The organism is Microcystis sp. BLCC-F210 (genome assembly GCF_042134685.1).
Lineage (GTDB): Bacteria > Cyanobacteriota > Cyanobacteriia > Cyanobacteriales > Microcystaceae > Microcystis > Microcystis aeruginosa_D.
Genome location: NZ_CP169647.1, coordinates 1579898 through 1601714 on the forward strand (window position 1 = coordinate 1579898; position 21817 = coordinate 1601714).

Consider the following 21817-nt stretch of genomic DNA (forward strand, 5'->3'; position numbering starts at 1 on the left):
GATTGGGGAAGTGTAAAAAAACGGCTTGCGGGCATAGCTCAGTGGTAGAGCGTCACCTTGCCAAGGTGAATGTCGCGCGTTCGAATCGCGTTGCCCGCTTAGAAAAATCATAAAATAGACCTTAAGATTGGGATGAATAACACAGGGATATCCTTTAAGATGAGAGTTATCCGTGGGCAATAGGGTTGAGGATTTTCTGCAACCGTTGAATCCCTTAGCTATTGACCACGCACGACTAAAAACAACTGTTTATAAACAAAATTTAGCTTGTGCGACCGCATAAATATACCAAAATCGACCAATACCAAGACTACCCGTGTCCCTGTCGTCGGAAAGGGACATTATGCCCGATTTTATTGACCGATGCCTTTGGTTGCGATCGCTGCCAACAGATATTTGTGCTACAGGAAAACGGTCAAATTATCGAACAGTTAGCCCCCCACTATCCCTACAAACGTAGTTGGCGCTGGACGGGATTTCGTTGGGTGAGTACCAATCAGCGCCTTGGACAAGAGGTGTTACCCCTGATGGTGGGGATAATTCTGTTATTATTGATCGTTTGGCTACCCTTAATTTTAAAATCACCGCCCCTTCGACTTGGCTCAGGGCAAGCGGGGGTAAGTGTGATTTTTGGGGCAATTCTAGTTATGCTATTAGTTGTTTTGCCCGCGTTAATCTTTTGGTTAGCCTATCGACGCTAGACAAGAATCTATGATCGAAAGTTCCCCGAAAAACCCCCTAACGATCTTTAAGCAAGCATATAATGCTTTTCTGGCTCTAGGTCAATTTAATGGCAACGAAAGAAATCGTGGAGTAATTGCGATCGCTAATGCCATTAAAACTGGCTTTGATCGTATTTTAGAAGCCAATACCCTCGATTTAGAAGTCAGTCGAGAGATGGCTGTCTCAGAACAAATGATTCGCTGGTTACGATTAACTCCCGAACGTTTAGAGACGACGGTGGAGGTATTACAACAACTAGCGGAAGCATCGGATCCGCTGCAACAGGTAATTAACGCGGCCTATCAACTTAATCCTTCCCAAACTTATTGTCAAAGGATGCCTTTAGGAGTGATTGCCTTCGTCTATGAAGGTTTTCCCGAATTAGCAATGGTAGCGGCGGGATTTTCCCTAAAAAGTGGCAATAGTTTGATTATTCGCGGTTCCAATGCCTCTAGTCATTCCGATGGGGTGATTACGGAAATTATCCAAGAAGCATTAGAAGATGTAGGTTTACCGGTGGATTGTGTCAGTGGTTTACCCTGTGATTCTAGTCCCTCCCTAGAGGAGTTGCTGACCCAGGAAAATTATGTTAATTTGATTATTCCCTACGGTCGGCCTAGTTTAATCGGTCGGGTGAGTCAATTGGCCACGGTTCCCGTTTTGCGTGCGGCCATGGGAAACTGTTATTTGTATTGGTCTCCTAGTGGCGATTTGGAGTTAGCTCGTCAGGTAATTATCGATAGTCATGGCAGCATACCGGATCCAGTTAACGCGATCGAAAAAGTTTTAATTAGTCCCCATCAGAATTCTTCGACTTTAAGTCGTTTGTTTAAAAGTTTGCAGGAAAAGGGCTTTAAATTGCGGGGAGATACCCGATTAGCGGCGGATTTTCCCGATCATTTAACCATTGCTACCGATAATGATTGGCAAAGACCCTATTTAGAAAAAACGGTGGCCTTTAGGTTAGTGGATACCCTTACTGATGCGATCGCTTGGATTAATAAGTATAGTAGCGGTCACGCGGATTGCATTGTCACCGAATCCTATCGAGAAAGTCGTCAATTCGCCATGGAGTCCGATAGTGCTTTAGTTTATATCAATTCTTCACCTCGATTTGATCGCAATCCCAAACAGGGAGAATCGGTATTTTTGGGCATTTCCAACCAAAAAGGCCAGCGCCGGGGGTTAATCAACCTAGAAACCTTTACCACCCTTAAACAGGTGGTGCAGGGCTAGTTTTTTTGAAGTTGGGGTGATGGGATGATGGGGAGAATAAATAAAATAATCTACTGAATCCTTACTCCTGTCTCCTGATCACTGCTTCAAGAGGGCAATTGTTTAAAATCAAAATTTGTCTCCTTACCCTTGACAGATGGCTCGGTTTGTGCTATGCGATTGGCCATTTGTACCAGATCCACTCCGGTAGCTTGACGCAATTGTTCAGCAAAGGCAGTCATTTTCGGGACAAGATTACTATCACCCCCGTCCACTACCGTCACCGTTTGCACCTGCACTTCTGGCACACTGGCGGCCATTAATTTCAGTAATAACTCCAATTTTTGATATAAAAAGATGTTTTTAGCGTTATTTCCTGCTCCTTGCCAAGAGGCTGCTAATTTTTTGGTTCCTTCCGCTTGCGCTTTCCCCTGTTCGATAATTTTGGCCGCTTCCCCCCGGGCTTTTGCGATCGCTTGTTGACATTCCGCTGCTGCCGGGGCGATCACATCTGCTTGTAATTGCTGTTTCACCTGCTTAATTCGGGCAGTTTGTACGGCCACTTCTGCCTGTACCTTAGCTAAATCGGACATAACCACCGATTCTACCTCAGCAATCATGGCGCCGCGTTTAGTTTGAGTGTCGCGCACCCGTTTTTCTGCGTCAGCTTTGGCTATTTCTAAATCTTTTTGGATACGACGCAAAGCGGTTAGACGTAGATTCTCGGAATCCTTGATAATCGATGTTTTTCGGGCTTTTGCTTCGGCTATCCGGGCATCTCTCTGTAATTCGGCTTTTTGCTTCCGTCCGATCGAATCCAGATAACGCACCTCATCGGAAATATTCTGGATCTGCAAACTATCCAAAACTAAACCCAATTTTTCCAGATCCTGTTCCGCTTCTTCTAGGAGACTTTTAGCGAAAGCAATCTGATCGGAGTTAGCTTGTTCTGGGGTTAAATTCGCCAAGACACCGCGCAAATTCCCTTCGAGGGTTTCTTTAGCCAATTGTTCAATTTCCTTGCGTTTCTTGCCCAATAAACGCTCGATCGCATTATGAATAATCGGTTCTTCCCCGGCAATTTTAATATTCGCCACCCCAGTGACGATCAACGGCACACCGCCCTTAGAATAGGCATTAACCACCCTGAGATCGATGATCATGTTGGTCAAGTCCATTCGATACACTTGTTCTAGCATCGGTAAACGAATACTGCTGCCCCCTTTTACCAAACGATAACCGATGGTTTTGCCCGTGGCCGTGGGACGACGACTACCGGCAAAAATTAAAACTTCACTCGGTTGACAGATGTGGTAGTAGTTACGGATGACTAATAAACCCGCACCTGTCCCTAAACCGAAAACTCCCAGTAAAACAGCGATAATTTCCATAGATTTTATTACGGTCGATGCTCGGATCAAATTAACTAAATTGTATCCGTCAATTTTCAACTTTGACAGACCAGTAGTCTAGTAGGGTGTAGGTACATCGAAAATTAAAGTAAGTTAATGATAGAGTAAAATCCCCTAGTTTTATCTTGAATTCAATCAAATTGCTTCTAAAATCCACACATAACTTTATTCGTAGAGCAAATTATTCAATGATATGAATAATCTCAAAAAATCTCTCGGCATTTGTTGACCGTCGCTTCTTCTGCTGTGGGTGTCCCTGAACCTACGAGTGTTCTTAGTTATATCCCACTGGGCGGTTTAATGCTAGGGGGTGCTGTCCGCAAAGCGAGAAAATAATGTCCCAGAGAGAGGAGGCGCGGGTTTCCTCTCTCTTTTTTGGGGGGGTTTTAGCTTCAGGTTTCAGGATCTATCCCTAATTCCCGCAATCGTGCCGCTAGTTGTTCTGCTCGTTGTTTAGCCGCAGAAGCCTCTTGTTTAGCCGCAGAAGCCTCTTGTTTAGCCGCAATTAACTCCTCATCGGCAAGAGGAATCAACTCTCCCTCCAGCGTCAACCAGCGCAACCATAGCCGCTCAATCCCCCGATAGGAACCTTGCCACAAACCCAAGCTCAATTCCAGTTGAGGAATCGGTAAGCGTCCCTCCACTAAGGTCACGGGTTGGTAATGACCGCCTACCAGTTCAAACGCTTGAAGTTGGTTAGTATAGCGGCTAAAAACTACATAGTAGGGAACCTGCAAAATCTGTTCATAAACTGTCCACTTAGTTGGCGGTTCTTCTGGTTGGCGTAGTTCTTCTCCTAAATCTTGATTTTCCGTACCTGGAGACAATAATTCCACCACAATCCCAGGGGAAACCCCTTCCTGCCAAATCACATAACTTAAGCGCAGGTCATGGCCATCGTAGAGACGAGGAACACCAACCACCCCAAACCAATCAGGACGCTTGTACCATTGAGGGTGTCTGACATCGTAGTAAAGGTTAAGGTCAGCGGCGCTAAAAACTAGCTCTGGTTCCCAGTTGGGAGGCTGAAAAGTCAGCAGTAATAACTGAGGTTGTAATAGGTGAAATTCGTCAGGCAAACCGGGTTCAAGTGGATTATCACTAGGTAAATCGTACATCGTCGGCAGGGATTGCCGGGGGGAAAGGGAAGGGTCAGATTGGGGAATGGTGAAGGTAGGTGTAGTCATTTCAGTTATCAGTTATCAGTTATCAGTTACCACTCAGACCTCTCAAACATTGTAACTGTGATTACTGTAGCGGCGTCAGCCCCTGGGGAAAAGAATGTAAATATTTATTAAATTGTAGCTTTTGATACAACGCGGGGGGGGAAAGTGTGTACCCTCTTGAATGTTAGGTTCGCTGGTCATTGTTTTGGGTTGCCCTATTGCTTAACCCAAATCTAAATGTCCTAAGCACTCAAATCATCTACCATTAACCCTTTGTTATGAAATTACAACTCGGCATTGTCTCCGCCGGGGTTGCCCTGGCAACTCTGGGAACCAGTGCGGCACAAGCTGCTTTCGTGGTCGTCCCTACTGACTTGGCTCCTGGCGATCAGTATCGTTTGGTGTTTGTGACTGCTGGCACGCGGGATGCCCAGTCCCTCAACATCGACGACTACAATACCTTTGTCACCAATCAAGCCACAGGAGGAACCCCAGGGATTGATACGGCTCTCGATACGGCTTTAAATGGGGCAGGATTTGACCTTAGTACGATTACTTGGAAGGCGATCGGTTCTACGAGCGCAGTCGATGCTCGTGATAATACAGGTACTAATCCATCGAGCACGGGTGTTCCCATCTACCTGATAGATGGCAACCGGGTCGCCAACAATAATGCCGATCTCTGGGATGGGTCTCTCCAACACCCCATAAATCGAAATAACCTGGATGAAATCTCCTCTCATAACAGAATCTGGACAGGATCTAACGAAACGGGCCAGCGGACGAATTTATCTGGTTATGCTGCGTATCTGGGGTCGGATAGTACGCTGGGCGTTCGGACGGGGGACCGCTCCCTTACCGATTCGGGTTGGATCGCCAGGAGCTCCTCGCTCTTTTTTAGCTCGTGGGGTTTATATGCGATGTCGAGTGTGTTGACCGTGCCCGTCCAGCCTGAGCCTGTAACTGTCCCCGAACCCTCGAGCCTTCTTGGTTATATCACACTGGGCGGTTTAATGCTAGGGGGTGCTGTCCGCAAAGCAAGGAAATAATGCCTACAAGGGAGAGGAGACGCGGGTTTCCTCTCTCTTTTTTTGGGGGGTTTTTAATTCCTGGTTCCAAGGCTCTGCCTTGGAACCAAACATTTAGGCTCTGCCTAAATTTAAAAGTCAATCTGAGGAATAGTTTCAGGATCTATCCCTAATTCCCGCAATCGTGCCGCTAGTTGTTCTGCTCGTTGTTTCGCCGCAGAAGCCTCTTGTTTCGCCGCAGAAGCCTCTTGTTTCGCCGCAGAAGCCTCTTGTTTCGCCGCAATTAACTCCTCATCGGCCAGGGGAATCAACTCTCCCTCCAGCGTCAACCAGCGCAACCATAGCCGCTCAATCCCCCGATAGGAACCTTGCCACAAACCCAAGCTCAATTCCAGTGGAGGAATCGGTAAGCGTCCCTGCACTAAAGCTACGGGTTGGTAATAACCACCTACCAGTTCAAACGCTTGAAGTTGGTTAGTATAGCGACTGAAAACCACATAGTAGGGAATCCGCAGAATCTGTTCATAAACTGTCCACTTAGTTGGCGGTTCCCCGGGTTGGCGTAGTTCTTGTCCTAAATCTTGATTTTCCGTACCTGGAGACAATAATTCCACCACAATCGTCGGGGAAACCCCTTCCTGCCAGATCACATAGCTTAAGCGCAGGTCATGGCCATCGTAGAGACGAGGAACACCAACGACCCCAAACCAATCGGGACGCTTGTACCATTGTGGGCGTCTGACATTGTAGTAAAGGTTAAGGTCAGCGCCGCTAAAAACTAGGTCTGGTTCCCAGTTGGGGGCTGGAAAGTCAGCAGTAATAACTGAGGTTGTAATAGGTGAAATTCGTCAGGCAAACCGGGTTCCAGTGGATTGTCGCTAGGTAAATCGTACATCGTCGGCAAGGATTGCCGGGGGGAAAGGGGAGGGTCAGATTGGGGAATGGTGAAGCTAGGTGTCGTCATAATTTTATTTGAGAAAACGGGTTTCTGAAATAAACCCGTCTTTTGGGGAGCATCCTGCACGCTAGGGTAATTTCTGAAACCCGGCTTGCAGGAAATGATTATCTAAGCTGAGAGCCGTGAAAATGCGGCGGTTTTCCATCACGATAAATGAGAGACAATCAGTCAGAGAGTAAGATTTATCTTGATATTTTTGAAAATATTGCCAACCTCGGTCGAACAAATCTCGGTCAATTTCTATTAATTCGATGTCGGGACTTTCCCGCAGCCGCTTCCCAATTTCAACCGCTTTACCGTGAAGATTTCTACTGTTAAAAAAGGTGACAGTTTCATCAAAGACATAAGTGGTAGTCACCAAAAAGGGTTTAGACAGGGCGAGAGTAAGCCAGTTTTGTAGGACTTGCTCATGAGCATCTTCATTTGCTATTTCTAGGGCAATGATATAGCTGGTATCGAGGAAATAGCTCTTGTTCATTGTCCGTAGAGGTAGCGGTCGTGGTGAATTGCCCCGTCTTTGACCTCACATTCGACCGGATTCTTGCCTAAATCCCAGATTGAGGTCTGGCGGGGGGCGGGGGTAATAATAATTTGACCTTCTTGTTGAATTAATTCGACTTCTTGGCTTTCGCCCAATAATTCTTTAGGAATTAGCAATCCTTCCTCTGTGACTTTCAATTTCATCCTATTCTCCTTTTCGGGTTTGATAATAGCTTGATTTTGACATATTAGTTGGCGGTTCCCCGGGTTGGCGTAGTTCTTGTCCTACATCTTGATTTTCCGTACCTGGAGACAATAATTCCACCACAATCGTCGGGGAAACCCCTTCCTGCCAGATCACATAGCTTAAGCGCAGGTCATGGCCATCGTAGAGACGAGGAACACCAACCACCCCAAACCAATCGGGACGCTTGTACCATTGCGGGTGTCTGACATTGTAGTAAAGGTTAAGGTCAGCGCCGCTAAAAACTAGGTCTGGTTCCCAGTTGGGGGGCTGGAAAGTCAGCAGTAATAACTGAGGTTGTAATAGGTGAAATTCGTCAGGCAAACCGGGTTCCAGTGGATTGTCGCTAGGTAAATCGTACATCGTCGGCAAGGATTGCCGGGGGGAAAGGGGAAGGTCAGATTGGGGAATGGTGAAGCTAGGTGTCGTCATTTCAGTTATCAGTTATCAGTTATCACTCAGACCTCTCAAACATTGTAGTTTTGTAGCGACTGTCTTGATTGTCAAGGGGTAACTCAAAAAACAATCAAGGAGTTGCTGTCGAACCTAAAATCTCAAGCCAGAAAAAAGCGCAGCAAAAACTAAGTCGCTCAGGTTAAACCAAAGCAAGCGCAACCCTTGATCAGCAGCAATTCTCATTTTGAAACGATTTTGCGTTGTTTCAGCGATCTAGAGATTCGTTAAGAATTATTAACCCCTCTGGGTGCAAGGGTTTTAATGTCATGAAACCTTAAAATGAGAATTGCTGTTGATTCATAAATCAACCCTACCCGAAATCGTAGAGCAGGGGGGGTGGGAAAGGGGAGTATTTAGAAAACGGGTTTCTGAAAGAAACCCGTTTTCTAGGCAGCAATTCTCATTTTGAAACGATTTTGCGTTGTTTCAGCGATCTAGAGATTCGTTAAGAATTATTAACCCCTCTGGGTGCAAGGGTTTTAATGTCATGAAACCTTAAAATGAGAATTGCTGTTTTCTAGGGGTGGGAGTATGTCAAACTAAAAAGTAAAGCTTAGACAGCCTATCTTTATCATGCCAGATCAGCCAATCTCGATCGCCCAATACTACCACGAGCGGACCAAATACGACCCCCAGACGATCGCCTCAAAAAGTAAAGGTCTTGATTGGAGTCAACAACCCTATCCCTTCAAAGAATACAAAATCGGTCAGACTTTCGATCTCAAACCCTACCTCTCCCGTCAAGCAGTTCCCCAAAAAGGAGACTTTTGGCGACGTATATCGCGAATTTTGGGCTGTAGCTATGGTTTAACTGCCAAAATCGCCACTATGGGTAGTCCCTTGTACCTGCGTTCCGCACCCTCTGCTGGTGGATTATACCCCGCCGAGGTTTATCTGATCTCCCGTGGTACGGAATTTTTACCCGCCGGTCTCTACAGTTATCAAGGTCAAAGTCACTCGCTGCTTTTATTCTGGGAAAGTGATGTCTGGACGAACCTACAATCTGCTTGTTTCTGGAATCCTGTTTTAGAAAATACCGATATCGCTTTAGTTACCAGTGCCATTTTTTATCGATCCGCTTGGCGCTACGAAGATCGAGCTTATCGGCGTATTTTCCTAGATACAGGGCATTTATTGGGCAATATTGAGCTATCAGCCTCGATTAATGACTATCGCGCTCATTTAATCGGTGGTTTTAACGATAGTCAGATGAATGAATTGCTTTATCTCGATTCCGAGAAAGAAAGTGTCATGACGGTGATTCCTTTGGCAGATCTGCTCAATATCCAGCAAAATCTCCCCCCTAGTACCACGGCACTCCCTTCGGCAACCACGACTCTTTATCCCAAAATTGCCGAGGGAGAATTATTAAACTCTCTACACCGAGCGACTATCATAGCCACAGATGAGAAGATAGAAGCAAATATTACCCCCTCTAATTGGGAAGATAAATATAATTTTCCTTTTTGTCTAAAAGTTTCCGTGACATCCCGTCCCGTCAATTGGGGGGAAGATTTAATCGATCTGGAAAGTACGATGCTTAAACGCAGATCTACCCGCGCTTATAGTGGTGCTAGTCTCAGTTTAGACGAATTGCGAGCGCTGCTGCATTTTACCTATCAACCCCAAGATTATACCGACCAAAATCTCGATCCCAATCCCGATTATTTTGATCTAGACTTATTGGAAACTTTTATCGCTGTTTCGGCAGTAACCGGATTAGAGGAAGGCTGTTATTATTATGCTCCTAAAGCTCAAGAATTGCGGCAAATTCGCTTTAAAAATTTCCGGCAAGAGTTACATTATCTCTGTTTAGGTCAGGATTTGGGACGGGATGCGGCTGCTGTGGTTTTTCATACGGCGGATCTGTCAAAAGCAGTGGCTAAATACGGCGATCGAGTTTATCGTTATCTTCATGCAGATGCGGGTCATTTGGGACAGAGATTAAATTTAGCGGCTATTCATCTGGGGTTAGGGGTTAGTGGTATCGGTGGTTTTTTTGATGATCAAGTTAATGAAGTGTTAGGAATTCCCTCCGATGAAGCAGTTATCTATATCACTACTTTAGGCCGACCGAAGGTTTTTTAGGGTGAGTTTGAACCACTGAAGGGATGACAAGGAGGCTGAGGTCGTAGTAATCTGTACCTTGACGGATGCACTTTCTCGCTGGGACGTATTTTGTTTAAAGGTTAATCCAACTACGCACCATTTGTCGAGGTTTTCCTGAATTTTTAAAAGCGGTTCTATTGTGGCATAAAAAGCGATTATTAACGTAAAATATATCACCTTTTTTCATTTTGAAGCGGACTGTATTTTCTGGTTCTGAAAAAAAGTTGTCGATGATGTCAAGTGTTTTTGTGATAGCTTCTGGTTGCGCTATTTCTAGTTTGGAGTAAGCAACTTCAATCCAGTACCGCATATAACGAAAAACCAGACCCCGAGAATCTGTTGAGAATAAGGGGAAATTATTATTTTGAATAGCTTCTTGAGAATTAATCTCTCCCGGGGTAATCACATCCCGCGCCAAAGGTTCGTAGAGACAGGGAACTAGGTCTGTATGGTTTTGCCAGAAATATTGATACAAATTGGCGGCGTTTACTACCAGGGAATCTCCTCCCTCATCCGCGGCAGCAAGACAGAGTAAGCCAACAATATCAGGGAAGTAGTTTTTGTCTGTACTATCGGTATGATAGCCAGTTTCTGCATTCGTCATCGAAACGGGTATAGCTTCTTTAGTGTAATCCATTCCTCGATCGATTACATCAAAAAAATAGCCATAGCGGTGGTTTAACAGTCCAAAAATGCAAGAAATAAAAGCATAAATTAACCGCATTTCTGTTTCTGTTAATGCTGAATCTAATCGAAAAAAAATTATTCCTGGTTCCTGGAGCAATTTCTCACGAAACGGTAGAAACAAATCAAGATTTTTATTTACTATTTCCCGTCCTATTTCGTTGGGTTTTTCAAGCCATCTCTGATTGCTTGTTTTTAGTAAATCCAAGACTAATGATTTGGGTAAACTAAAAAATAGTTGAGAAGGATCGGGCAATTTTTTCCAAGTCAGTAATGAAATATTAGAATCGGAAATTGGTATAATCATTTTTGAATTTTGAAGGCAACGTGAAGGGGAAGGTCAATAAGCGGAGTAAAAAATTCTGGGTCTAGTTCTAAATGTTTCTGATTAATTTTTAGTTCATAAACTTCTGGCATTTTTGTGAATGTTGCTAAACGAAGAGATGTGAAGTAATCTTCCATAGTTTTATGAACACATTGCACGGCGACGGCTTTTCTATCTCTACGCCAAATCTCACCAGGGAATAATTGATCGCGTCCAGAAAAATAGCCAGCTTCCGGTTTAAAATAAAAGGGAAACTTATCTTTTTTCAGAAAAGGTAAAGAGGGATGGGGGACAGCGAACAGGAAATACCCACCCAACTTTAAAAGTTGGTAGGCTTTCTGCATCGTGCTAATAGTTTCTGAAACATTTAAGTAGTTGAACAGGAACATAGCCAGAACTAAATCGTATTGTTCGGACTCAGTGACCAGAAAATCACGAATATCACCAGTTTCATAAGAAGCATTAGTAATCTGATACTCGTTTTTTTGAATTAAGGCCTGCTCGATCATTTGCGATGAAATGTCAATCCCATGAACATATTGAGCGCCTCGGTTAATTAACTCTCTTCCTACATAACCTTCCCCACAGCCTATATCTAATATATTCTTGTTGACAATCGGTTCACATAAATCAATGACAAACGGACGCGCAGAGTAATCAGAAAGCAAAATCGGTTCTACTCGTTTCCAGTCTGCTGCGCTTTCGTCGTAAAGTTTTTTGGTTTCTTGTGTTGCTTTCATACCTATCTAACGGGATAAAATTTGCACTAATTTTGTTTTAGTCTAGCACTGTGTAAGTAATTACCCATAAAACTTTTGCCAGTTAATCCGAAATCAGCTATCGCCAAGAAAATTAGCTCTTCTTCTCCTAAGTTCACACATTGATGCACACACCAACGGGGAATAACAGCAAAAGTACCCGGTTCGACTTCGTTTTCGTATTGATCAACAATAACCTTTCCTTGACCCTGAAGAAATACAAATACGGTTTCATGTGCGTGTTTGTGCATTTCATTCGCCTTTCCTGGCTTGACTATAACTAGGCGTGCATCTAAAACTTCTAGAGCAAATGGCAGCCGAAATACGTTAAAATCAATATTAAGTTTATCAACCTTGTTGTTGTACAAAGCTTCTAAGTTGCTGGCGCTGATTGTTGAAATAAGCTCTTTACCTTCTCGGACATAAGTTAAGCTTTTTTGTTGATTAATTTTTTCGGTCAATGCTCCTAGTCGCAGCGTTTGAAAATCATGGTAAAGTTGTGATGCAAGCCTTAATATTGTTGGAGAGCATTGGCATTCACCAGATGGATCCACAAGCCAATCTAACAAGTTTATAACTTCTTCCCTGTGCTTTTCCCTTTGCATCCCGTATAGCAAAAGTGAACTCAATCCGGGTAGTAGTTTTTCCACTGGAACAGTAGATAAGTCTGCCGTCAATCCAATCCGCGCATCATTGATTTGATGCAATAAAAGTTCCCGTTCCTGATTAGACAGCTTTTTGCTTTTAATTATTTTAGTAAAAAGCGTAACAATCCTGAGTTGGTCTGATGATGTCAAAGATTTATCTAGTGCCAACGCACGTTCATACATATTGTCCCAGTAAGCAGCACGTAGATTTAAGGCTTTTAACATTCCTTTCCGTAATTCCAGAACAGCCTGTTCGCTTTCACTGGCTAATTCCTTAGCAATCTCAACTAAAGTTAAGCTGTGTTCATCCTCCACTTCTGTGTGTAAAGGAAAAAATACATATTGCTGCAAGGATAATGATGTATGGTTTTTAATCGCTTTAATAATGTGTTTGTAGATAAATTTAACAATAGATTCAGTCCCTAAACCTATCGCTCCAATAGCTTCGAGTGAACTTCCATTCTGGAGCAGTGACAAGAATGATTCACGCCAGATTTTTGCTTCAACACAAGGCGTTTGCGTGCTATCTACTCCCATAGCTTCTTGAAAACGCTTGAATAACTTTGGGTGAGGGATTTCCTGTACCCACTCATCCTTAATACCTAATTTACGGATTGCTTCCAGATCTTGATCGTATAGATGTCCGTTTTCTTCAGCTAAGTTCTTGAGCAGATGATTTCGATGAGCGGGATTTTCTAGCTTTGATATTACTGCTGTTAAATAGCGGGAAAACCACTCACTATAAGCTCCGTATTGGGAGCATCTCACTTACGCGATGAGTAATTATACTTAGCCTAAAAGCCACTCTTAATCGTGTCTTGGAACGAAATAGAGGCTTTTAAAGACCGCGTATATGGAGAATTAAAACAAGAATTACCCTCGAAAAGCCTATTTTTCTACTAAGTATTTATGCTTATTGCAAAGGTGAGATGCTCCCTCCGTATTGACTGGCAAAATCTTTCAAAACTTCATCAATATGTTGAAATTCTCCTTTTTCTAAAGCCAGTAAATACGGGTGATTAATTGCTCGATGGTTTAGTGCTTCCTTGATTAAATTTTCCATTTTTTCTCATTCCCCGATAGCCCCTCCTTTTTAGGTAATATCACAAAACTGGCCAATTGTCGATAGCGTTTCAGATGCGCCAGCAATTCTCATTTTAAGGTTTCATGACATTAAAACCCTTGCACCTAGAGGGGTTAATAATTCTTAACGAATCTCTAGATCGCTGAAACAACGCAAAATCGTTTCAAAATGAGAATTGCTGCAGATGCGCTTACCCTCGGTTAAATGGTTCTTCGGTTTGTATTATGCAATGGACGGGGGGTATAAGGGATGGATCCCTTATATAGAAAGGCATTTGGCGATTTTTGTCAATTGCTTTTGATCTAGAGCTAACTAATCATTTAAGTCTTTTGCTAGATAAGGATTTAGTCGATTTATGCCCCCCTATCGAACCATACCAAGTAACGAACAACCGGTTAAATATAGCCAAGCTGACAGTTTTCCGTCAGGTTATCTTAGAAGGACTAAGGATGAACCACACAGGCACAAAGAACACAGAGAGGAAGATAGATCATTCTTGATTAAGATTCTCTGAGACTTTCCCTCTCTAATTCGATTAAATTATCGATTTTCTTTAGCTTGGTATCCCCAGCAAGATAACCGATCCCGCGATGTAAATGTAAGCGAAATTGTTGAGTTAGAGTTTCTTTATCGGTTCCTAATCCGTCTTGATGACAACGTTGTTTAAGGGCAATTAAGAAAATATCGGCCATTTCTCCCCCGAATATTTTCCAGGATAATTCTACATTGCTATCGGCAGGAATGGGAACGGGAGAGGGGAGACTCGGTTCAGCAAGGGAACGACAAAAAGCCCAACGACAGAGAATATTCCATTGGTCAATTTTCGTGTAGCGTTTTAATTTTATGAGGCTATCTTTGGCAGTTTGAGATAGTCGAAAACGTTCGATCGGTGATTCCATAATCTACAATTTTACCTAGATCTGACTGATGATAAAATAGTTAGTCATTCTCAATCCTGTTTAATAAGAGAGTGGGAAGTGGAGAGCTTTTTTTTCAGTGTTCAGTAAGCAGTAATCAGTTTACTGATTACTGTAGTTTATGAACGTATTTCCGCGCTTTTATCGCTGTTTCTTATGTAGGATGATGACGTGGGGAGGGAGTGCCGGAGGTGGTAGCGGGGAGAAAAAAGCGGCCGTAATCATCATAAGCCACGACCGAGGCGCAAATACGAGATACACCCCAACAATACCTAGGGATTCTCACCACCCACAGCGATGCCACTACCATAAGTCTGAGCATTTGTCAAGTTAATTCTCTCCATTGATGCACCCGTCACATCAGCATCATAGATCATGGCACTGGTGAAATTAACGCCATTGAGATTAGCTTGATTTAAACTGGCATTAGTCAGAAAAGCTGCGGTCAAATTTGCGTCTTCTAGGTTAGCATCGGTCAAATCTGCGCCTTCTAAGTTAGCTTCCTCTAGATTAGCTCCCTGCAAATTCGCTTTTCTCAAATCTGCACCGATTAGATGCGCCCCTCTTAAATCTGCACCCCGGAGATCACAGCCCGGACATTCCCGCGTATTCAATAATTGTTGCACTTGTCGGGGATTTTCCGCACCGACGGGGTTAATTAGCAGTAAGGAAGCTAGGGAACCTAGGGCAATCATTAAAGTCCGTTTCATCGTTTTAGCCTCCTCTTTCATTTTCTTCTCTACTTTTAGGATAGGAAAAAAGCTGCTAACCAACTTCCCCCGATCGGGCTAATTCTCCTTTTATCTCAATTTTTCTTGCTTTTGCTAGTCGATCTCTCCTTTTATTACTGTTGCGATCGCATCTCGGGCATTTTCCTTAAATTCCTTGACATCAACGCGACTTAATAACCAAACTGCTAGGATCATTCCCAATGCTTGCACGAGAAAAACTAAGCCATAGGCTAAAACCGGACTAGAAAAGATAACTTTACCGATATTTAAAATCGTACCCCCTAAAACCGTGGCTAATCCCCGTGCGATCGCTTGTGATAATCCCCAAGCGCCGATAAAAGTTCCCGCAGTTTCGGCAGCGGTTAAATCTAACATTAAACTGGTAGCTCCAGCGGTAATCATTCCCGAAGCTAAACCGAAAAAGAGCAAGCTTGATTTTAATAAACTTTGACTAGCAGAAAAGCCAGCAAAAATCAACAAAATAAAACAAATTGTTGCAAAAATACAGCCATATTTAGTGGTTTTTTGTTTACCGACGCGGGGAATGAGCATAAATCCCGTGGCAGCGATACCAAAAAGGGTTCCAGTTCCCCAAAAAGCGTTTAATTGGGTGGTTTGGGCGATACACATCCCAAAAACCTCGCCCCCAAACGGCTCCATAATTGCATCCTGCATAAATAAACTCAAAGTCATCATCAGCAGAAAGGTAAAAAATAAACCGGTTTGCCGACTAGCGGTGAGAACCTGTAACGCATTCTTGAAGGTAATTTGATCCTCTCTTTGCACAAGAGTGGACCGACTACTAAAACGAGAATATTTGTTTTCTACGCCAAAAGTCGCTAAAATACAGAGAAGGAAAACGATAGCGGGCATAATCGTGAACACAGGGTTAATTGTCGCCTGTAGTTGCGGAATATTGGCTATAGGGGCTGATTGAGTTGGATCATAGGTCAAAATATTTGTACCGCAGATATTGGGAGTATCCAGCAAACGAGAACTAACGATCGCCCCGACGACAATTCCCACCATTAGCATTGACCAAACTATACCAACTAATTGCGATCGATTATCTTCATCGGACACATCCACCAACAGGGCAGCAAAAGGGGTAGAACTGGCGCTTAAAGCGAGTCCGTAGAGGGCGAAAATTAAGGCTAAGAGGGCAATCCAAGCATAGGAAATGGTATTCCATCCCGAAGTTTGAATACTAAGTCCCAATTGCCAGACTACCTGCAAAGCAATAAAAGCTAAAGCGGTAAAAACTGCCGCCCCAATCCAGACATAACCGCTGCGATGATGACCAAAAATAGTTTTACCGTCGGATCTTTGTCCAAACCAGATGCGTGCTGGACTAACAAACTGGTGCATAGCGATCGCAGCTGCGGCAAGAAAGGGTAAAACTTTTAACTCATCGATCATAATCCGATTGAGAACCCCCAAAGTCAGCAGGGACATAATACCTAGTCCCATCTGAAAGAGTCCTAAGCGAAACATGGTGAAAAGTCCCAGTTTTGGCAGAGGTTTTGGGGATGAGTGAGCAGAATTGGAGATATCGCTAGTAGCCATGGTTAAATCAATACGGGAAAAAAGCCAGTATTTAAAAATTTAACGCAGGACGAGCAGACATCTTCTGGGGATTTGAAGTTTCTATCTCCGTTGACACTCCCCGGACACTGAGCGCGAGGAATTCTTGGTTCATCAACTTTCCTCAACCGGACAGGACGTATGCAACCAAAGCTGAAATTTCCCTATCCCCCTGAATCCCCATTTCCCTACCTCTCCATTTTCCGAATAATCAATTAGTTTTTCATAATCGCCGCGCCATTGCCAATACCAGAATAAATCAAACCCCGTTGAGCATCGAGACTAATAATCACCCCTTCGCGGATAATTTTCGTAGCATCTTTAACCCCGACAATAACAGGAATACCCAATTTTAAACCGATAGTAGCGGCGTGATTGTTCATCGCATTATCTTCGGTAATAATTCCGCCCGCTTTCCGCATCATATCCACATATTCGGCGCTGGTGGTGGGAACGACTAAAATCTCCCCACTACTAAAACTACCCACTTCCCGGGCATTATGAGCCACTCGCGCCCGGCCACTAGCCATACCCTGGCCGATACCCGTACCTTTACCCAAAAGGGATTTTACCACTTCCACCTTAATTAAATCCGTGGAACCAGCCACCCCTTGCAGAGTTCCCGCCGTCATCACTACTAAGTCACCATCCGCGAGGAAGTTATTTTCCTGGGCAAGATTCATCGCCACTTGAAAAGTTTGGCTAGTGGAGGGTAAATCGAGCAATAACATCGGTTTTACCCCCCAAACTAGCTGTAACTGCTGTGCCACTTCCCGATGGGGGGTAACGGCTAAAATCGGGGTTTTGGGGCGAAATCGGGAGACATTACGGGCAGTAGAGCCAGTTTTTGTCAGTGTAATAATTGCCGCTGCCCCCAATTGTTCGGCAATTTGACTGACTGCCGAGGAAATAGCGTTAGGAATCGATTGTTTATTGTTAGAGCGAGCGGCACTATTGATCGGTTCCCGTTCGATCCTTTCGGCAATGCGGGCCATGGTTGCCACCGCTTCGATGGGATAATGACCCACAGCCGTTTCATTGGAAAGCATGACCGCATCAGTGCCATCTAAAATCGCATTAGCCACGTCCGAAACCTCGGCGCGGGTGGGACGAGGATTACTGGCCATACTGTCAAGCATTTGAGTGGCGGTAATAATCGGGATGCCTAGCTGATTAGCAGTATTAATCAGGCGTTTTTGCAGGATTGGCACGTCTTCGGCTGGTAATTCTACTCCTAAATCCCCCCTAGCCACCATCACACCATCACAGAGGGATAAAATTGCCTCCATTTCCTCGATCGCTTCGTGTTTTTCAATTTTAGCGATCACGGGGATAGATTTACCCGCACTGGCGATTAATTCTTTAATTTCGAGGATATCTTGGGGATTACGCACAAAACTAAGGGCGATCCAATCCACATCCCACAGCAGTCCGAACATTAAATCCTTTTTGTCCTTATCGGTTAAAGCTTTCACCGACAGATAGACGTTGGGAAAATTTACCCCTTTATTACTGGATAAGACACCCCCAACCACCACGCGACAGGAAAGATCACCTTTCAAACGATCCACTGATTCCACCCGCATTTCGACTTTACCATCATCGAGGAGAATTCTCGAACCTTCTGGGACTTCTTGGGCCAGCGAGGGATAGCTAATGGAACTGATTTCCTGATTACATTCCACATCCCGAGAAGTAAGGATAAAGGGTTCCCCCGGTTTTAGGGTAATCGACCCACAGGCAAATTTACCTAAACGAATTTTTGGACCCTGTAGATCCTGAAGGATGCCAATCGGTTGATTGAGTTCAAAGGCTAACTGACGGATCAGGTTAATGGTGTGACGATGGTAATCGTGATCGCCATGGGAAAAGTTTAATCTAAATGTCGTCGCCCCCGCCTTGATCATCTGACGTAATGTTTCCTTATTTTGCGAGGCTGGGCCAATCGTGGCCACAATTTTAGTGCGACGGGGGAAAGACAGAGAGTGCATAGATAAGCAACTAAATAGGCGAAGTAAATATAGCAGCGTTTGGGACGCTTCGCCCATCTTCTCATAAATGGTTATATCCAGTGAAAAGTTAAAAGCAAAAAAACGGTGAGATCTACAAATCCCACCGTTTTTTCAAGTCCGTCAACTTAGCTTAGAAACGGAAAGTTGTCCGGAGAACACCGACAAAAATGGTGTCGTTATTACGGTTATTAGCATTGAAGATCGCATAAGCACCGGGGGTAATCAAGATGTTTTTGGTGACGGGGAACTTATACTGAGCTTCTACCATGTAGGAAGTGCCATCTTCCTTGTCGGAACGGGGTACTTGACCCCCACCGAAAGAAAGGGCTGCACCTTCGGCAAAGAGGTCGAGAACGGAAAGGTTAAGGTTCCAAGACCAGATGCTAGTGTTATCATCTCCGATCGCATTATTGACACCAGTGGCCGAGGCATTGGCATAACCCCCCCAGGCTGCTATGTTTAAGACTCCTGGGATAACCTGGGCGCTCGCTTGAAGACCGAAACGGTCAGCAGTAGTACCAACGTTGCCGAAGGGACGCTCAGTCAGAGGGCTGCTGACGTTACCGAATAAACCTGAACGAATATCGGCAGCAGTTTGATAACTGCGAACATAGACGAAGTTAATATCGGCAAATTTGATGAAGGAGAAACCTACTTGCGCGCCAGTACTGAAGGAACCGTTAAATAAACCGCTACCAGGGTTAGGATTGCTGGCACCATTAGCGCCACCATTAGCTAGGTAGGTTCCTGTGACTTGGAAAACATCCCCGATCTTAAATCTGACCGCCGCACCAACACCATCCGGACCGCGGAAGACGATGTTATTGTAGCGTTGACCGCGAGATAAAGCACCTGTACCGCTATCGGAAAGGAAAGGGTTAGCAGTGATGAAAACGTCATCTAGGTTTAACTCGTTAGCACCAACCCAAAAGGTGATGTTACCGAAGGGAGTGGCAATGGGAGCCCTGTACCATAGGTCATCGATGGTGATATCGTTGTCCCGACCGTTATCGTATGCCAGACGGGTCATGTTGGTTCCCGTCGGACCGTTTTGGTTGAAAGTGGTGTTAAAGTTACCTGCTTGTAAACGGGTTCTTAACAAATCTTTACCAGTGAAACTGGTTTCAAAGTTGAGTCGTACCCGGTTATTAAACACTGCTTGAGTTTCATCTCGATTGCTGCCATCAGTCACTGTACCGTTGGTATTAGTAACGGAAGCTTGACCACCCCAGCTATCGGCGATACTGAAGATCACCTCACCTCTGAGTTTGGTGGTGGTAGAAAATTGATTGTTTTCCAAGAAAGAAACCCGCTGTTCGAGGTTATCTACTCTAGCCCCTAAAGCCGCTAGTTCGGTCTCAAATTCTTGAACAAGACGTTTTAATTTATCGATATCTTCTCTGAGTACACCCACACCATCTTGAATTAAACGTTCCATGACGTTTAAACAAGCGTTTAAACCAGCGGCAAATTCCCAACGAGTGGTGGCGCGATCACCGCGGAAGGTACGGTCAGGAAAACCCACGATACAACCGTAACGTTCTACAAGGCTTCTTAAGGCTTCGTAGGCCCAAGCGGTGGGGGATACGTCCCGCAGTTGGTTAACGCTAGTCACCTGGGACATGGAACCCTGATAAACACCCGTATTAATCTGCTGACTATTTTGGGCGCGCTGAATACGATCAAGTTGCTGCTGCGCAGCTGGATCAACTTTAAGTTGAGGTGTACCGGGCATAGTTTGAGCCACTGCGCTGCCAGCAGCCGCGACGGAAGCACCTAAAACTAAAGGAGTTACCTTGACTAAATTCTTGAATAGCTTTGACATGGGTCAATCCTCACACCTTATTCTATGGATTGAATGGACTATGAATACAAACAGACTATGTGTTTAGCCTGAATTATACTCACATTCTATGCTAATTCCCTCTTGGCTAGGTTAAGTTAATTTTATGATATGACAGAAAAATTTCTGTCTGATCTTATTAAAATTGGAACTTACGCACTTGACAAATTAACTATGATGTGCCTTAGTGAAAATCCCTTCTTTCACTTCTGGCGATTAACTTCCCAACGATAGCGATCGCTCAAAAGCCATCCAGAAATCACGTTACAATGTCCAAAACCTCTCTTTCACATTTAGTCAATCCTGTCAATAGGCAAATTCTAAAGATTTTGTTAAAATCGCAGCCGTCAGCCTTTTCAGTGATCAGTTATCAGTGATCAGATGTGAGTTTTCAGTTGACTGATTACTGTTTACTGATCACTGATAAAATCTCCCCACCTCCCTAAAAATAGTTGTTTAAACTAGGCTTGATCGAGTAAGTTAGAATCGAGGATGATAGATGGAGTTAGAATATAGCTCGACTCTAGAAGTTAAAAACAGCAGGATTGCTTGTGAAAGCTGACGGCTATAGATGAAGACTCGATTATTGAATTTAAGCACCGAGAAGGGAGATAAAGATGGTCAATTTTGGGCTGAATTCGGCCAGTATCTTAGGAATTTTTCTGGCAGTGGCCGGAGCCGGGTTATACTTCCTGCGCTCGGTGCGGCCGGAACTTTCCAGGGATCATGATATATTTTTTGCCGCCGTTGGTTTACTGTGCGGTTTAATTCTACTTTTTCAAGGGTGGCGACTGGATCCGATTTTGCAATTCGGACAATTTTTGCTGACTGGGGCAGCGGTGTTTTTTGCCTTCGAGACGGTAAAACTAAGGGGTTTAACCACGGAACAGGCCCGCCGCGGCACGTCTTTTGTGGATGAACGTCCTGTGAGTCGGGAATATCGGGCCGAATTGGAACCCCTCGACACCTACGAACCAGAGGAACGTTACGAAGATAATCCCCGTTTACGCGGTTACGAGGATCCCCGCTCTTCGCGCACTTCTACTTCTAGTTATCAGGATGAGGAACCCCGTAGCACCCGTACCCGTCGGCCGGCCGATACTAGCAATCGCAAAACCAGTAATCGTCGTCCCCGCAATAGTTCCCCCACTAGCGATCGAGATGTTTATGATCAGCGCCGTAGCGGTGATGATTGGGAAGAAACCAGTTCCCGTCCCCGTCGTCGTCCCGCTAGTGAAGAGACGAGCAGTAAACCGCCCCGCACTAGCCAAAAACGTCGTCCTCGCCCAATAATTGAGGATGATCCACCATTTAAAGGGGAATACGTCGATTATCAACCGATCGATCCTAGCGATACGAGCGATCGAGAAGATTGGCAGAGACCGGATAATAGTGAACGGGAGTCGAGTAATGATCATCCGACTAGGTTTGATTATTAAGG

Annotated in this window: 17 protein-coding genes, 1 tRNA gene and 4 pseudogenes; 7 read left to right on the forward strand and 15 right to left on the reverse strand. The window is 44.4% G+C overall.

What is annotated here, in order from left to right; all coding sequences use genetic code 11:
* Positions 1 to 27: 27 nt before the first annotated feature.
* The 3 genes from ACE3JL_RS07525 to ACE3JL_RS07535 all read left to right on the forward strand — a co-directional run bounded on the left by ACE3JL_RS07525 (position 28) and on the right by ACE3JL_RS07535 (position 1959).
* Positions 28 to 99, forward strand: a tRNA-Gly gene (locus tag ACE3JL_RS07525).
* A gap of 170 nt (positions 100 to 269) precedes the next feature.
* A complete protein-coding gene (locus tag ACE3JL_RS07530) occupies positions 270 to 701 on the forward strand; it encodes a hypothetical protein (protein ID WP_271988919.1) in 432 nt (143 codons plus the stop codon).
* 10 nt (positions 702 to 711) lie between these two features.
* Positions 712 to 1959 carry a glutamate-5-semialdehyde dehydrogenase gene (locus tag ACE3JL_RS07535; protein ID WP_271988918.1) on the forward strand — a complete coding sequence of 416 codons (1248 nt, stop codon included), beginning with the start codon at positions 712 to 714 and terminating at the stop codon, positions 1957 to 1959.
* Positions 1960 to 2045: 86 nt separating this feature from the next.
* Here the strand turns inward: ACE3JL_RS07535 and ACE3JL_RS07540 are convergent, their stop codons facing one another.
* Positions 2046 to 3329 carry a flotillin family protein gene (locus ACE3JL_RS07540; protein WP_271988917.1) on the reverse strand — a complete coding sequence of 428 codons (1284 nt, stop codon included), beginning with the start codon at positions 3327 to 3329 and terminating at the stop codon, positions 2046 to 2048.
* Between the two features lie 264 nt (positions 3330 to 3593).
* On the opposite strand from ACE3JL_RS07540, the pseudogene ACE3JL_RS07545 reads away from it, so the two are divergent.
* Positions 3594 to 3686, forward strand: a pseudogene (locus ACE3JL_RS07545) (PEP-CTERM sorting domain-containing protein); the annotation flags it as partial.
* A gap of 56 nt (positions 3687 to 3742) precedes the next feature.
* Here ACE3JL_RS07545 and ACE3JL_RS07550 read toward each other — a convergent pair.
* The gene (locus tag ACE3JL_RS07550) at positions 3743 to 4537 is read right to left on the reverse strand and encodes a Uma2 family endonuclease (RefSeq protein ID WP_375329193.1); all 795 of its coding nucleotides are present in this window, start codon (positions 4535 to 4537) and stop codon (positions 3743 to 3745) included.
* A gap of 257 nt (positions 4538 to 4794) precedes the next feature.
* Here ACE3JL_RS07550 and ACE3JL_RS07555 point away from each other — a divergent pair, with 257 nt between their 5' ends.
* On the forward strand, positions 4795 to 5565 hold the full coding sequence (locus ACE3JL_RS07555) for a PEP-CTERM sorting domain-containing protein (protein ID WP_375329194.1): 771 nt from the start codon (positions 4795 to 4797) through the stop codon (positions 5563 to 5565).
* Between the two features lie 110 nt (positions 5566 to 5675).
* On the opposite strand, the pseudogene ACE3JL_RS07560 reads toward ACE3JL_RS07555, so the two are convergent.
* The 4 genes and pseudogenes from ACE3JL_RS07560 to ACE3JL_RS07575 all read right to left on the reverse strand — a co-directional run.
* Positions 5676 to 6508, reverse strand: a pseudogene (locus ACE3JL_RS07560) (Uma2 family endonuclease).
* A gap of 61 nt (positions 6509 to 6569) precedes the next feature.
* Positions 6570 to 6980 (reverse strand): type II toxin-antitoxin system VapC family toxin, encoded by a 411-nt coding sequence (locus tag ACE3JL_RS07565; protein WP_002749763.1) that lies wholly within the window; start codon positions 6978 to 6980, stop codon positions 6570 to 6572.
* On the reverse strand, positions 6977 to 7186 hold the full coding sequence (locus tag ACE3JL_RS07570; RefSeq protein ID WP_002749765.1) for a hypothetical protein: 210 nt from the start codon (positions 7184 to 7186) through the stop codon (positions 6977 to 6979). Before ACE3JL_RS07570 ends, ACE3JL_RS07565 begins: the two co-directional genes overlap by 4 nt.
* Positions 7187 to 7232: 46 nt before the next feature.
* Positions 7233 to 7658, reverse strand: a pseudogene (locus ACE3JL_RS07575) (Uma2 family endonuclease); the annotation flags it as partial.
* Between the two features lie 597 nt (positions 7659 to 8255).
* Between ACE3JL_RS07575 and ACE3JL_RS07580 the strand changes: the two are divergent.
* Positions 8256 to 9770 (forward strand): SagB/ThcOx family dehydrogenase, encoded by a 1515-nt coding sequence (locus ACE3JL_RS07580; protein ID WP_375329195.1) that lies wholly within the window; start codon positions 8256 to 8258, stop codon positions 9768 to 9770.
* A 94-nt stretch (positions 9771 to 9864) separates the two neighbouring features.
* Here ACE3JL_RS07580 and ACE3JL_RS07585 read toward each other — a convergent pair whose 3' ends face one another.
* The 9 genes and pseudogenes from ACE3JL_RS07585 to ACE3JL_RS07625 form a co-directional block, all read right to left on the reverse strand.
* Positions 9865 to 10782 (reverse strand): TauD/TfdA family dioxygenase, encoded by a 918-nt coding sequence (locus ACE3JL_RS07585; protein ID WP_271992513.1) that lies wholly within the window; start codon positions 10780 to 10782, stop codon positions 9865 to 9867.
* On the reverse strand, positions 10779 to 11540 hold the full coding sequence (locus ACE3JL_RS07590; RefSeq protein ID WP_271992512.1) for a bifunctional 2-polyprenyl-6-hydroxyphenol methylase/3-demethylubiquinol 3-O-methyltransferase UbiG: 762 nt from the start codon (positions 11538 to 11540) through the stop codon (positions 10779 to 10781). Before ACE3JL_RS07590 ends, ACE3JL_RS07585 begins: the two co-directional genes overlap by 4 nt.
* Positions 11541 to 11566: 26 nt before the next feature.
* Positions 11567 to 12964, reverse strand: a pseudogene (locus ACE3JL_RS07595) (cupin domain-containing protein); the annotation flags it as partial.
* Between the two features lie 154 nt (positions 12965 to 13118).
* A complete protein-coding gene (locus ACE3JL_RS07600; RefSeq protein ID WP_375329196.1) occupies positions 13119 to 13268 on the reverse strand; it encodes a hypothetical protein in 150 nt (49 codons plus the stop codon).
* A gap of 521 nt (positions 13269 to 13789) precedes the next feature.
* Positions 13790 to 14188 (reverse strand): DNA sulfur modification protein DndE, encoded by a 399-nt coding sequence (gene dndE, locus ACE3JL_RS07605; RefSeq protein WP_271992509.1) that lies wholly within the window; start codon positions 14186 to 14188, stop codon positions 13790 to 13792.
* 290 nt (positions 14189 to 14478) lie between these two features.
* Positions 14479 to 14916: a pentapeptide repeat-containing protein gene (locus ACE3JL_RS07610; RefSeq protein ID WP_271992506.1), complete on the reverse strand. Its 438-nt coding sequence runs from the start codon at positions 14914 to 14916 to the stop codon at positions 14479 to 14481.
* A 114-nt stretch (positions 14917 to 15030) separates the two neighbouring features.
* Complete coding sequence (locus ACE3JL_RS07615) at positions 15031 to 16503, reverse strand: BCD family MFS transporter (protein WP_375329197.1); 1473 nt, start codon at positions 16501 to 16503, stop codon at positions 15031 to 15033.
* 233 nt (positions 16504 to 16736) lie between these two features.
* The gene (gene pyk / locus ACE3JL_RS07620) at positions 16737 to 18512 is read right to left on the reverse strand and encodes a pyruvate kinase (RefSeq protein ID WP_271992503.1); all 1776 of its coding nucleotides are present in this window, start codon (positions 18510 to 18512) and stop codon (positions 16737 to 16739) included.
* Between the two features lie 151 nt (positions 18513 to 18663).
* Entirely contained in the window at positions 18664 to 20358 is a 1695-nt protein-coding gene (locus tag ACE3JL_RS07625; RefSeq protein WP_271992501.1) for an iron uptake porin, read from the reverse strand.
* A gap of 635 nt (positions 20359 to 20993) precedes the next feature.
* Here ACE3JL_RS07625 and ACE3JL_RS07630 point away from each other — a divergent pair.
* Positions 20994 to 21815: a Ycf66 family protein gene (locus tag ACE3JL_RS07630; RefSeq protein ID WP_375329198.1), complete on the forward strand. Its 822-nt coding sequence runs from the start codon at positions 20994 to 20996 to the stop codon at positions 21813 to 21815.
* Positions 21816 to 21817: the final 2 nt, after the last annotated feature.

Coding starts and splice junctions, on each gene's coding strand:
- ACE3JL_RS07570 (WP_002749765.1), bottom strand. CDS start 7,186: ATGAAATTGAAAGTCACAGAGGAAGGATTGCTAATTCCTAAAGAATTA.
- ACE3JL_RS07630 (WP_375329198.1), top strand. CDS start 20,994: ATGGTCAATTTTGGGCTGAATTCGGCCAGTATCTTAGGAATTTTTCTG.
- ACE3JL_RS07580 (WP_375329195.1), top strand. CDS start 8,256: ATGCCAGATCAGCCAATCTCGATCGCCCAATACTACCACGAGCGGACC.
- ACE3JL_RS07565 (WP_002749763.1), bottom strand. CDS start 6,980: ATGAACAAGAGCTATTTCCTCGATACCAGCTATATCATTGCCCTAGAA.
- dndE (WP_271992509.1), bottom strand. CDS start 14,188: ATGGAATCACCGATCGAACGTTTTCGACTATCTCAAACTGCCAAAGAT.
- ACE3JL_RS07550 (WP_375329193.1), bottom strand. CDS start 4,537: ATGACTACACCTACCTTCACCATTCCCCAATCTGACCCTTCCCTTTCC.
- ACE3JL_RS07600 (WP_375329196.1), bottom strand. CDS start 13,268: ATGGAAAATTTAATCAAGGAAGCACTAAACCATCGAGCAATTAATCAC.
- ACE3JL_RS07610 (WP_271992506.1), bottom strand. CDS start 14,916: ATGAAACGGACTTTAATGATTGCCCTAGGTTCCCTAGCTTCCTTACTG.
- ACE3JL_RS07540 (WP_271988917.1), bottom strand. CDS start 3,329: ATGGAAATTATCGCTGTTTTACTGGGAGTTTTCGGTTTAGGGACAGGT.
- ACE3JL_RS07590 (WP_271992512.1), bottom strand. CDS start 11,540: ATGAAAGCAACACAAGAAACCAAAAAACTTTACGACGAAAGCGCAGCA.
- pyk (WP_271992503.1), bottom strand. CDS start 18,512: ATGCACTCTCTGTCTTTCCCCCGTCGCACTAAAATTGTGGCCACGATT.
- ACE3JL_RS07555 (WP_375329194.1), top strand. CDS start 4,795: ATGAAATTACAACTCGGCATTGTCTCCGCCGGGGTTGCCCTGGCAACT.
- ACE3JL_RS07535 (WP_271988918.1), top strand. CDS start 712: ATGATCGAAAGTTCCCCGAAAAACCCCCTAACGATCTTTAAGCAAGCA.
- ACE3JL_RS07615 (WP_375329197.1), bottom strand. CDS start 16,503: ATGGCTACTAGCGATATCTCCAATTCTGCTCACTCATCCCCAAAACCT.
- ACE3JL_RS07625 (WP_271992501.1), bottom strand. CDS start 20,358: ATGTCAAAGCTATTCAAGAATTTAGTCAAGGTAACTCCTTTAGTTTTA.
- ACE3JL_RS07585 (WP_271992513.1), bottom strand. CDS start 10,782: ATGATTATACCAATTTCCGATTCTAATATTTCATTACTGACTTGGAAA.